8 protein-coding genes are annotated in these 12,857 nt (G+C 58.2%); 7 read left to right on the top strand and 1 reads right to left on the bottom strand.

Annotation, left to right across the window (positions count from 1 at the left end):
- Positions 1 to 37: 37 nt before the first annotated feature.
- On the bottom strand, positions 38 to 1,237 hold the full coding sequence (locus WJU18_RS20995; protein ID WP_423455375.1) for a CaiB/BaiF CoA transferase family protein: 1,200 nt from the start codon (positions 1,235 to 1,237) through the stop codon (positions 38 to 40).
- Positions 1,238 to 1,600: 363 nt separating this feature from the next.
- Between WJU18_RS20995 and WJU18_RS21000 the strand changes: the two genes are divergently transcribed.
- From WJU18_RS21000 to WJU18_RS21030, 7 genes are all read left to right on the top strand, one after another.
- Positions 1,601 to 2,323, top strand: a complete 723-nt coding sequence (locus tag WJU18_RS21000) for a hypothetical protein (RefSeq protein WP_423455376.1) — start codon at positions 1,601 to 1,603, stop codon at positions 2,321 to 2,323.
- Between the two features lie 29 nt (positions 2,324 to 2,352).
- Positions 2,353 to 2,838 (top strand): hypothetical protein, encoded by a 486-nt coding sequence (locus tag WJU18_RS21005; RefSeq protein ID WP_423455378.1) that lies wholly within the window; start codon positions 2,353 to 2,355, stop codon positions 2,836 to 2,838.
- Positions 2,839 to 4,185: 1,347 nt separating this feature from the next.
- On the top strand, positions 4,186 to 7,752 hold the full coding sequence (locus WJU18_RS21010; protein WP_423455379.1) for an Ig-like domain-containing protein: 3,567 nt from the start codon (positions 4,186 to 4,188) through the stop codon (positions 7,750 to 7,752).
- Between the two features lie 335 nt (positions 7,753 to 8,087).
- The gene (locus tag WJU18_RS21015) at positions 8,088 to 10,205 is read left to right on the top strand and encodes a type I secretion system permease/ATPase (protein WP_423461064.1); all 2,118 of its coding nucleotides are present in this window, start codon (positions 8,088 to 8,090) and stop codon (positions 10,203 to 10,205) included.
- Positions 10,198 to 10,821 carry a biotin/lipoyl-binding protein gene (locus WJU18_RS21020; protein WP_423455381.1) on the top strand — a complete coding sequence of 208 codons (624 nt, stop codon included), beginning with the start codon at positions 10,198 to 10,200 and terminating at the stop codon, positions 10,819 to 10,821. The genes WJU18_RS21015 and WJU18_RS21020 overlap by 8 nt, the downstream gene beginning before the upstream one ends.
- Positions 10,794 to 11,501, top strand: a complete 708-nt coding sequence (locus tag WJU18_RS21025; RefSeq protein WP_423461065.1) for an HlyD family type I secretion periplasmic adaptor subunit — start codon at positions 10,794 to 10,796, stop codon at positions 11,499 to 11,501. Before WJU18_RS21020 ends, WJU18_RS21025 begins: the two co-directional genes overlap by 28 nt.
- Positions 11,491 to 12,852: a TolC family outer membrane protein gene (locus WJU18_RS21030; protein WP_423455383.1), complete on the top strand. Its 1,362-nt coding sequence runs from the start codon at positions 11,491 to 11,493 to the stop codon at positions 12,850 to 12,852. Before WJU18_RS21025 ends, WJU18_RS21030 begins: the two co-directional genes overlap by 11 nt.
- Positions 12,853 to 12,857 lie beyond the last annotated feature (5 nt).

A 12,857-nucleotide genomic window follows, 5' to 3' on the forward strand; every position in this document is an offset into this window, starting at 1 on the left:
CGTATGCAGGGTTTCGAAGCCGCTCCCTACATCACGTTCATATAGCCCGCGTTTCTCTCAGAACGCTGATTTCCTCGGCCGAGTAACCTAGATCAGCCAAAATTTCCTCCGAGTGTTGACCCAGAACGGGGGGCGGCGCCTCAACGGCAGGCGCCTCGCCATTGAACTTGAAGCCAGTGCGAACCAGCCGGACATCACGTCCGACGCCCGGTACATTTTCAAACGCTCCCACCATGCCGCGATCCGCAATCTGAGGATGCTCAAGTGCTTGCGGCACGGTATAGACAGGGCCTGCAGGTACGCCCGCTTGATTGAGAAGCTTCCACCAATCATCTGTGGATTTTGAAGACATGGCCTCCTCCAGAATGGCCTTGAGTTCAAAGCGATGCTGCAACCGGCCCTGGCGCTCGGCAAAACGAACATCTTCAGTCAACTCAGGCCGTCCGACGACACGGCAAACGGCTTCGAACTGCTCCTGCTTGTTGGCGGCGATATTCAGCAGGCCGTCGCTAGTGCGGAACGTGCCCGAAGGACTGGCTGTGACGTTCTCATTCCCCATGGGCTGCGGCTCCCGCCCCGCGACCAGATAGTTGGAAACCGCCCAGCCCATGGTGGCCATCACGGCCTCCAACATGGACACATCGATGAAAGTACCGCTGGTGCGCGCTTTGTCAGCCAAGGCAGACGCCACGGCAAATGCAGCCGTCATGCCGCCGATCGTGTCGGCCATCGGGTAGCCCACACGATAGGGGGCGTTCTCCGGTGCGCCCGTGATGTTCATGACCCCGGACATGCCCTGGATGATCTGGTCGTAGGCAGGCAGATCTTTCAAGGGGCCCTCCTGCCCGAACCCCGAGATGGCGCAATAAATGAGCTTGGGGTTCTCCTTCAATAGATCCTCGTACCCGAGCCCAAGCCGCCTCATCACACCTGGCCGGAAGTTCTCTACCAGCACATCCGCCGTTCGCACCAGCTTGCGAAAGACATCCTTTCCAGCGGGATGTTTGAAGTCGATCGTGATGGAGCGCTTGCCAGGGTTCTGTGCAAGGAACGACACCCCCATGAGGCGCTTGTTCAGCTCGGGATCAGCTCCGAGTTGGCGAGCCAGATCTCCGCCCTGACGTGTTTCCACCTTGATGACATCCGCTCCCATGTGGGCGAGTTGATGGCAGGCGAATGGACCAGCCAAGACGTTGGTCAGGTCAAGAACGCGGATTCCTCGCAGCGGTTTGGTCATGGCAGCTCTCTCAAAAATGAAGTGCGCAATCCAGGGTGTGCCACCCATTAAACCGCCAACGAGCAGCACATCTGGATTCCAGCCGACGGTGGTGCACGCCCCCCTTACGGCCCTTTCATCAGCTTATCCCCTGGAAGCCGTTGTCTCGGCATCATGAATTAGCCAAAAAGTTCACAAATTTGGAACCGTTCAGTCATACCTGTTACTCAATGACATTCCACGCGTGCTTGAACTTGCCGCCGCGCGTAGTCAATACGCCTCGTGCTAGAGCACGCAAATAGGCACCAGAGGTACCCCCAGCGCAATGGAACGCGTCTTCCCCATTCGCATCACGCTCGAACCGTATGCGATGGCATCCAATATATGAAGAAAACTGAAATGAAAAAAATAGTACTTATCGTTTCCCTATTTATATCTGCTTCGCAGGTTCACGCTGAAACAGAAAGCAGCAACCGGCTAATGAAGGGGAAATCTCAAGACATTTCTCACACGTTAACAGAATGGGACGGAATGGTTTCGTTCGGCAACTCATTCTGCGGGAAAGTACCCGAATCAGAAAAAATCGTCAAACACATTGCTGGTTTATATGGAGACGGCAGCATCTTCCTGGAAACCTTCAAATACGTTGACAACACTACGCTTACTCTCGTAGCTGGCAGACTATCCAGAGGTGTGTCTGCCAATGAAGATCATCAACGCACTCTTGCCCATCAACTCAAAGTGCAAGCGAATCTACTGGCGCGATCGCCAGAGTCCACAATTGAAGTATCCGAAATCAAAGCCAACCCTTGGGCAACAGTAGGCGTCACATTTAACAACGTGATCTCCAATACCTCCGACATAGGCCCCTTCCCGCTTTCCAAAACCATTGCCTACGACAAGGAAAAACCATTCTTCTCCATGGCTGTGCATAGGATGTTTGCACGAGGAAATTCGAAGTATGAAATTGCAGCCATGCAGCCAGCACCGGAGCCCATCACAAGCACCACTGAAGCAGAAATGCGTGCGCGATTGACCATCCTTGTGGAAGAGTTCACTCAATCTTTTCAGAAGTGCACGGAAAAAATACCCACTGGCAATCCATAATCAAAATCAAAGTAAGTGACACCCAAGCAATGAAAACCACCCTCCGCTCAGCCCTACGGCTTTTTAGCATTACAAGCATTTTTCTGACGTTATCAGCCTGCGCATTAGGCCCAACACATCACGTCTTTATTTATCAAGGCTACGACAATCCAGATGTTGATTTACTGGAATGGGAATATTCTGGCTATAGCCGCGGCCGAACATTCTCACTTCCAAACGGAATCACACAGATTTCGCATGGAGTAAATCTACTCGGCAAAGATTTAAAAATAAAATGGCGAGACAATTTCACCCAAAAAACATATCAGACAGATATTCCACTTAGCGGAAAGCTTCCATTCAACATGCACAACGCTGAAATTAGATTGATATTCAACGAATTCAATCAACCAGAGGTCTATGCAATACATGAATCGCCAGGTGCAAAAAAGTACTTCAAATTCAAAGGCGGCGTTTACACAAACAAGCTAGTCAAGCAAGTTTACCCAATAGAACAAGAAATAAAAATAGAATAGGTGAATTGAAAAATGTCTGAATCTTACCCAGAATCTTCACACCTGACACATCACCCTGACCGTGTAATGCCTGTTGGAGGGTCTCGCCCACTCACACCAGAAGAGTACGCTCAAATTGATGACAATTTATCCTACGCTCGGAATCTACCGATCAAACCTCCTGCCACACACCACTTCCACCTCACCACAGATGGAACATGGAATAAACGTGGCGACACAGAATTATCTGGCAATGTTAGCGACACAACCCCATCAATAATTGGAGATCTAGTTAACCCATCAAAATTAAGCAACATTCATTCCCATTACGAGCCGGGCGTGGGCACTCGTGGTTTGGTCAGCCGATATATTTCAGGAAGCATTCTCCCTACAGGAGAGGTAATCACTCAAGGGCAGAGTGGGTACGAGGCATTGGTTCGCCAAGCCAACCTTTGGGCCAGGCAGTCTCCAGGCGATTTAGATATTCGCATCACTGCAATGGCTTTCAGTCGTGGTGGACCTGGACTTCTTGAATTTGCAAAAAATCTGGAAGAAAAAGGCATCCCAGATACCAGCACCAGATACATCATCGAAGTCCCAGGAAAAGTTGACGGCACCTTCTCAATAGAGTATGGATACGGGAAATACCTCGTACCTCCGGGAAAATCAACAATTGATACATCCATATTTCTTGACCCTGTTGCTACAGGTGTCTTTGGTGTACCTTATCCATCTCGTGTTTTCGGCGACATTTTCTCAATTTACGCGAGAAATGATTATAGAAATGACTTTTCCCCGCTAAATTTCCTTAACCCCAATAACCCTGACCCAAGAGTTAAGAATTTATATATAGCAGGGGCACACTCGGATTTAGCAGGTGGATATGATTTCAATGGCATCGGCGCAGCAGTTCTTAAGATTTCTCACGATATTCTTAGCAGCCGAGGAGTCCCACTTGACCCTATACCAGACAAGTACGAATACATACCGGAAACCGCACGAGTTCATGATTCCTCAGTCGGTTTCTTTGAGCATGATTGGAACCCCAATCGCTCACCAATCTCTCATTGGGAAAGATCACCCAAGGATACCGACAACTCGGAATCCCCAGCTCCTACGCCAGCTGTAGAAAATATTGCCGATGCTCAGATCACGGTAGAGGAACCCGGTCCTCTGGTTCTGCCTGACTCCCCTGAAAAGCTGCCAGTCGAAATCTCATTTGATGGCACGAACCATGCCGAACCAAGCATCAAAGGTCCACGTTGGGTCATCTCCGACACCGATTCGGGAATCCAAACTGATGGGGGTCGGATCAATGGCTACGGCTCTGGAACGACCGACGATGCTCCGCCATCCCGTGCCGAAGTCGTGCCGCCGCCGGCCTCCTCTGCTCCAGCCGAGCCTGTACTGCCATCGCCTGAAGCCATACCGACACCGCCCGCAGCGCCGGCCACCACCGGCCCCACCCCTGCTGAGCTGGCCGGCCGCGATGCCCAGATAGCCACCAATGCCTTCAACACGTTCCTCTCCACCCTCAACGGTTGGGAGAACATGAGCGATGTGCAGCGCGCCGCGGCCGTGGTCAACTTCTATAACAGCATAGTCACGCTCTCTGGCGACAACCTGCCCACCTCCGGTCTGGGCAACGTGGCCAATGGCCTGAATCTGATCTCGGCCCTGGAGTCAGGCAACTACGCCAGCGCCATCGTCAGCGGCCTCCAACTGGCCGATAGCCTGACACAGGGTGTCGTCACCGACACCCTGGGCAAGGGATTCATTCCTCTATTGAATTTGGCGCTGGCCGTGAATAGCGGCAACCCCTATTCCATGGTGTCCAGCGCCCTGGCCACCTATGGCTCCTTCAACGCCGCCGCTGCGGCCTGGACCGGGCCTGTGGGCTTTCTCGTGGCCATCGTGGGCCTGGCGGTGATGGGCGGCGAACGCACGCCCATCTCAGGTTGGAGCGAAGTCACCCTCGATGAGAACGGGCGGCTCGTGCAAAGCATCACGCACAGCCGCGAGGGTGGCGGCGAGCCTGCCCAGCAATTTGGCAGCCACCTGCTGACCGCCTTCCAGGAGCATCTCGATCAATTGCGCGATGAGCACGGCCAACCGCTGTATACGCTCAATCCCGCACGCATGCCCCAGGTGGGCTATTGGTATGCCCCCGATGGCATGCAGTACCAGGGCGGAGAAGGCGCCAGCATGGTGCTGCGCTGGGTGGATGCCCGCGGTGAAACGGTCACGCGCTTCTATGACGCCCAAGGCAACCGCGCCGATGGCTCCAATGAGAACATTGCCCAAGATTTTGCGCGCTACGCCCAGGCGGCCATCGTTCCCTCTTGGGTGCTCGATAGCGCCAAGCCGGAACACGAGCAGCACCTGCGGGATGCGGCCGAGCTGGAAAGGCAGGCCCAGGCGCTACAGAACGAGGCCAATGCGATCGCTCCAAGGATCGAGAACGCCTCGCCCCATGGACACGGCGGTGATTGGGAACCTCCCAGAATGCTTCCCAGCACGGATCCCGAACGCTACAACGCCCTGGGATCTCACATTGATTCGCTGCACGAGCGGGCGATCGCCGAGCGCGCACAGGCAGAGCGGTTGCTCGCGACGCTGCCTCAGATGGGCGAGCTCGGCCAGAAGCCTCTGGTGCATACCGATGGCACGCGCCAGAGCATCGAGGTGCTGACGGTGCCGGTGGGAGGTGATTCGGCGCTCGCGGTGGCCGATCCTGCCGAGGGGCCTCGGCAGGTGCTCCTGGACCTGGATGGCGATGGCTATCTGGAGAAGACCGATTGGGTGCGCCCGGATCAGGCTTTGCTGGGTATCGATCTGAATGCCGATGGGCGCCTGGACGGGCCGGAGCTGCTGAGCGCTAACTTGCGGCGGCTGGATGCGAATGGAGACGGCCGCCTGGATGCGAGAGATCCGGTGTTCCGGGCCATCCGCCTGTGGCACGACGCCAATGGCGATGGGCAGACGCAAGGCGCGCGGCGCCATGCGGATGGCACACTGGCCTTGACCGAGAACGGTCACATGATCGTCGACTCAGAGTTGCGCAGCCTGCCGGACGCCGGTATCTCTGCCATTGTGTACGGAGAAGGCAAGGTGTCTATCGAGCGCTCGGATGGCTCGGTTCAGTCTGTGGAGAAGCGGACGATCGAAGGCGACGTGCTGGGGGTTCGGTATGCGCCCGCCCCCAGCGGGGCAGTGGGGGTCATCCGTACCGATGAGCAGCCTGATGGCAACGGGGTGTCCACAATCATTGCGGGCAACCTGCGCCCGCCCACCCAACCGGCGATCCAGGCTCCGCCGCCGCCCCCGCCAGCGCCCTCTCCCGCCAGCCCCAGGCAAGCTCCGCCGCCCCCTCCTCCGCCGCACGTCAACCACAATCCGGTGGCCTCTGACGATGAATTCGCGGGTCTGGAGGATATGCCCTTCGAGATTTCGGTGGCGCAATTGCTCTCGAATGACTGGGATGAGGATACCGTGCGCGTGGGCGATGTGCTGAGGGTGATTTCCGTGGATTCACCCGTGAATGGTTCGGTGCAGATGAATGGCGGGCTTGTGGTGTTTCGCTCCTATCAGGATTTCTTCGGCGAGGCGCAGTTTCGCTACACGATCAGTGATGGCAGGGGCGGCACGGCCAGTGCCACGGCTTTTTTGCACGTCAAGCCAGTTAATGATGCACCGGTGATCGACGAGGTGGTCTACGACACGGGCCCTAACCGCTGGGCGATGAAGTTCTGGGACGGCGACCCCTATCACTACAAGGATCCCACGGTGGCCAGCGGGCGCGTGATCGCTCACGATATCGATAGCCCGGGGGCTCTGTCCTATGGCATTGACATTGGCCACGCGCCCAAACACGGCCATGCCAGCATCGATGCGGCCAGTGGGGTGTGGAACTACCGCACGGAGTTGCTCGATCCCTACGTGGGGGCCGATTCATTCACGGTACGGGTGACAGACTCTGGTGGAGCGAGTTCGTGGGTGAACGTGGAGACTTCGCATGTGAAGGACAGCGTGAGTTTGCACAACAAGAAGCCCATCGGATGGAACCCACCGCCTTCGGCACCGTATGCATCGAGCGTGAATCCGCCGGCTTCGCAACCATCTTCGCAATCTTCTTCGCAACCACCTGCCCCCAAACCGCGGCCCCAGTATCACGAGGGATTCGGGCCAGTGGTGGTGGACCTGGGCGATGACGGGCTGGATCTGCTGGATGCGACGGTGAATCCGGTTCATCTGGATTTCAATGGCGATGGGGTGCTCGATCAGCTCGGCTGGGTAGCGCCAAGCGATGCGTTCCTGGTGGTCGATATTGATCGCGATGGACGGATCACGCAACTCGATGAGATCAGCTTCCTCAGCTACTGGCCAGGGGCGCTGACTGATCTGGAGGGGTTGCAGGCGTTCGACACCAATGGTGATGGCATATTGAGCGCCGAGGATGAGCGTTGGGCGGATTTCGGGCTGTTTCGCGATCTCAATTCCAATGGGGTGCAGGATGAGGGGGAGTTCACGCCTATCGCTCAGACGGGTATCACGTCCATCAGCCTGCATAGAGAGGGCGAGCCCACTGAGAATCAAGGCAATGTGGTGTGGGGCACCTCGCGCGTTCAGATGGCCGATGGTTCCACCCGCGTGGCCAGCGATGTAACGCTCAGGGTGATCGATGGCGCCAGCGCTCACCAGGCCTTGGAGACGGCACCTGAGCCCGATGACGATCCCGAGCAAGCTGCAGCCGCTCAGCAGGCGCAACTGTTCAACGCCTGGAGCAATACCGATCCGAACGGACTGCAGGAGTGCCCGCTTGGCTTCGTGCCTTCCAGCGGTGCCATGGAGATGGTGGGTTATTCAAACCACGACGCCGCCAACTCGGCGCTGGTTGAGAACGAGACCTGCCCGATGACTGGTACGGCTGGCTAGAGCCGGCCGACCAGCTCCGTAGGGTGTACACGAAGTGCGCACGCGTTGCGCACGCGGATAAAGCGCATCCGGCAGCTTTGTCGTACGCATCCGGAGTGCACCGCGTGCGCACTTCATGCACACCCTACGTGACACCCCGCGCCCGGGTTTTATGAAGCGATGGCTTGCCCGTTCGCTTCTCCAATAAAAATAAGTAGAGAAAAACTTTGAGTTCACCAGCAACAGGTGCGGCTGCCGCATTGCCAGCGCCGGGCCATACCGCAACCAATACCACAGATACCCCAAAAACCCAAGAGCACTCCGCGCAGCTTCAATCCCAGCTCGCCTTGCTGAGAATGTATGTGCAGCTGCTCGGTGTATCCGTCGACGGCAAACAGCTTCGGCATCAATTCGGCCAGAACGACAAGCCATTTGATCTCGCCCGCGCCGCACTTGCGCTTCAGGCGATGGGTTTTGAAACCCGGATCCATCGGGGTTCGCCTGCTTCAGCACAGCGAAGCGCCTTGCCCGCACTCAGCCAGACACAGGACGGGAAATTGATGGTGATCGGCCGTGCCTCGTCAGATGGGTGGGTGGTACAGACCTCAGGCGACAGCACACCGAGGCGGCTCACGGAGGCAGAACTTACACCGATCTGGAGCCGCCAATGGCTGACAGCATCCAAAGCGGCCCCGCACGGCCAGGCGGCGGATCAGGCTGCTCCCCCGAAATTCGGCATCAACTGGTTCCTGCAAGCCTTGCGGAAATACAAGGGAATACTGGGTGAGATCCTCCTGGCCTCCTTCTTCGTTCAGGTGTTCGCGCTGGTTACCCCGCTTGTGTTTCAGGTGGTGATCGACAAGGTGCTGACCCAACGCACAGGGAGCACCTTGACCGTGCTCGTCGTGGCCTTGCTGGCGATGAGCACCTTCGAGGTCGTCCTGGGTGCCATGCGGCACTACCTCTACAGCCACACCACCAATCGCCTCGATGTCGAGTTGGGTGCCAAGCTGTTCCGCCATCTCCTGCACCTTCCTCTCTCCTACTTCGAAAGCCGGCGCAGCGGGGACACGGTGGCACGCGTGCGCGAGTTGGAGAATGCCCGCAATTTCTTGACCGGATCGGCGCTGACAAGCTGGCTTGATCTTCTTTTTGCGGTGGTCTTCCTCGCGGTGATGGCTCACTACAGCCCGTTCCTGACGATGATCGTCATAGCAATGCTTCCGGTGTTCTTCCTGGCATCGCTGGTCATCACGCCCATCCTGCGCCGAAAGCTCGAAGACAAGTTCGCACTGGGCGCCGACAACCAGGCGTTCCTGGTCGAGACCGTGACGGCCATGGAAACCATCAAATCGCAGGCCGTAGAGCCGCAATGGCAGCGCGAATGGGAGCATCGGCTGGCGCGGTACGTCAACGCCGCTTTCCACGCGGGGCACACAGGCAACGCCACCAATCAGTTCATCGCCTGGACTTCCAAGATCCTCACAGCCTTGCTTCTCTGGTTCGGCGCCCGGCAGGTCATTGACGGCCATCTGACCGTGGGCGGACTCATCGCTTTCAACATGCTCTCCGGCCGCGTGAACGCGCCGATCCTGAAGCTGGCGTCGCTGTGGCAGGAGATCACTCAGATGAAAGTCAGTGTGGCGCGTCTGGCCGACATCATGCAGGCGCCAGCCGAGCCCATTTTTCAAGCCGAGCGTGCCGTACCGCCCCCTTTGCTCGGACATGTCTCGTTCGACCGGGTCACGTTCCGGTATGCGCCGAAGGGACCGGAAGTTCTGTCGGATCTGACGTTTTCAATTCAGCCCGGAGAAATCATTGGCGTGGTGGGCGTTTCAGGCGCCGGTAAAACCACGCTGATGCGGCTCGTTCAGCGGCTCTACACGCCTGAGCGCGGCCGCGTGGCCTTGGACGGCATGGACTTGAGCCTGATCGATACATCCTGGCTGCGCAAGCAGATCGGTGTGGTGGGTCAGGATACCGTGCTCTTCAACCGGTCCGTGCGCGAGAACATCGCTTTCGGCGCCCCCGATCTGCCGATGGAGCAGATCATGGAAGCCGCGCGGCTGGCAGGCGCCCATGACTTCATCCTTCGCCTGCCGCACGGATACGACACCGCCATCGGTGAACGCGGCTCCCGCCTGTCGGGAGGGCAACGGTCCCGCATTGCCATCGCCCGGGCTTTGGCCATCAACCCGGCTTTGCTGGTGTTGGACGAAGCCACAGCGGCCCTGGACTATGAAAGCGAACGGGTCATTCACGACAACATGGCGCAAATATGCTCAGGCCGTACGGTCTTCGTCGTGGCCCATCGGCTCTCGACCATGCGCCTGACACACCGGATCCTGGTCCTGGACGAAGGAAGGCTGGTGGAGATGGGCTCGCATGCCGAACTGATAGCGCGGCCCGAAGGACGCTATGCGTCCCTCTACCGTGAGCACCGCGTGCTGGAAAGGCAAGCTCCGCATGCATGATCCTTTCAGCAGCGAAGCTATCGCACTGCAAACGCGCCCGCCCCTGCTGATGGCGAGGATGGTTTCATTGACGCTCTGCGCCATCGCCATTCTTGCCGTCGGCTACGCGATCCTGACACAGCTGGACATTGTCGTCACCGCGCAAGGCCGCGTCATTCCGTCTGGCCGCAGCAAGGTTATCCAACCGATAGAGGCAGGCCTGGTCCGATCCATCGCAGTGCGTGACGGCCAGAAAGTTCAGGCCGGGGAAGTCTTGGTCGAGCTGGATCCCACCACCACTTCCGCTGACCGCGATCGTTTGCAGAGAGATCTCTGGGAAGCGGAGGCAGACACCGCACGGCATTCCGCGCTTCTGGGAAGGCGCGGACAAATGCCGCTACCGGAAGACATGCCGCAGGAAATCGTTTCGAATCAGCAGGCGATGCTGGCCTCTCGCCTGGCAGAGCATCGCGCGCGAATGGCCACCCTGCAGGCAGATGTGGAGCGGCGTCACGCCGATCGCGATGGCATCCATGCCAACGTGGAACAGCTGAAAATCAGCCTCCCCTTGGTGCGCAGAAAAAGGAAACGCGCGAGGAGCTGGCGCGCCTGGGACATATTTCTGACGCGGGATTGATCGACGCACGCCTTGAACTGATCAATCTGGAAAAAGAAGTGGCTGTGCAGCAAAACCGGCAACGCGAAGCACAAGCCACGCTGCGCACGGCCATGCTGCAAACTGAGCAGGCAGAGGCGGAGTTCCGCGCAAGGGGCAGTGCCGATCTGCTGGAAGCCACGAAGCGCCGCGATGCCGCCCGCCAGGAGCTCATCAAGGCCAATCAAAGGCGCGACCTGCAGGTGCTGCGCAGCCCCATCAACGGTGTGGTCCAGCAACTGGCCGTGACCACCGTTGGTGGAGTGGTCACCCAAGCGCAGGCCTTGATGACGATCGTTCCCGAGAACACACCGCTCGAAGTGGACGCGCAGGTACTGAATGCCGATGCAGGCCATGTGAAGGTCGGCCAGCGCGTCATCAACAAGGTGGAAACCTTTGATTTCACGCGCTACGGATATCTTGAAGGCGAGGTGCTGTGGGTAGGCACCGACGCCATGACGGACTCGAGTCAGGGGCCAGTCTACCCCATTCGGATACGCCTCACCGATACGGTGACGCCCAACGTGTACAACGGCTCCAAGGGTGTGATCACGGCCGGCATGAACATCACATCCGAGATTCGTGTGGGTCAACGCCGCCTGATCGATTTCTTTCTGAGTCCGCTGTTGCGCTACCGGCAGGAGGCCCTGCGTGAACGCTGACCTATTGAAATCAGGGCTGCGCTGCGCGGTGGCCAGCCTGATCGTCTCTCTCCTATCCCGCTCTTTCCATGCCGAGGCGATGGATCTCTCAACGGCCGTGGAGCGAGCAAAATCGAATGACCCGATCTTCCAGGCGGCGCGATTGCAGCGCGACGCCCTGGCGGAAAAGCTGCCGCAGGCGCTCTCTTCGCTCAGGCCTGGTATCCACCTGCGCGCTGGCGCCAATAAACAATCCGGGCATGCGGCCTTCGGCGATGATCCGCATGTGGCCCGCAGCGCCAACTCCAGCCATTGGAGTATTCAGCTGACACAGGTCATTTGGAACCGGTCGCTGAAATTGGGCGTTGATCAAGCAGACGCGCAGGTTCGGCTGGCCGAAGAGCAGTTTCGTCTGGCGGAGCAGGACCTGCTGGTCCGTGTCACACAGGCGTACCTGGAAGCCGGCATTGCAAAAGAGAACACAGGCGTCATTGCGGCGCAAGCCAAAGCCGTCTGCGAACAGTTGACGCTGGCCGAACGCAATTTTGACGCTGGCCTCTCGACCATTACCGACGTTCACGAGGCCCGATCCCGCAGAAACCTGGTGGAAGCGCAGCAAGCCTCCGCGCAAATTGAGCTGGAGAACAAGACCGCAGAGCTTGAGCGCATTCTGGGAGACTCCCCGCTTGAGCCGAAACGCCTGGACCACGGCCAACTCCTTCCCAAGATAGAACTGCCAACGGCCTTCCACTGGATAGACGAAGCCCGTCAGCAGGCTCCACAGGTTCGGCTGCAGCAGTTGCAAGCCGAGATCGCCGGCTGGGAACTTCAACGGGCAAAGGCAGCGCATGGCCCCACCATGGAGCTGACCGCCTCCTACGGAGGCAACCGCTCGCACGGCAGCCTGGCAACACCAGCCGACATCACCTCCCGCTCCCGGTCAGCGCAAATGGGCCTGCAGCTCAATATTCCGCTGTACTCAGGAGGCCTTGATTCCCGTACGCGCGAAGCGGCCCTCCTGCGCCAAAAGGCGGATCAGGATCTGGAAGCCGCTCGGCGTGCCGCAGCCACCGCCGCACGGCAGGCGCTCTCGGCCTTGCAGAACGGCCAGTCCCAAGTCGCCGCCTTGACCTCCGCGGTCGCCGCGAGCCGGGCATCGCTTGAATCCAACCGCGTCGGCTACCGCATAGGAACACGCATCAATGTGGACGTCCTGAACGCGCAGCAACAACTCTTCGCTGCGGAGAGAGACCTTTATCGCGCGCGCGTGGATTGGTTGCTCGCGGGGCTTCGTCTAAAAGCTGCCACCGGCTCTTTGGGGAATGCCGACTTAGCTGCGATTGACAGTCTCTTGATTTCTTCTGCTCAATAATATTT

The sequence above is a fragment of the Ottowia sp. VDI28 genome (assembly GCF_049532675.1).
GTDB lineage: Bacteria > Pseudomonadota > Gammaproteobacteria > Burkholderiales > Burkholderiaceae_C > Ottowia.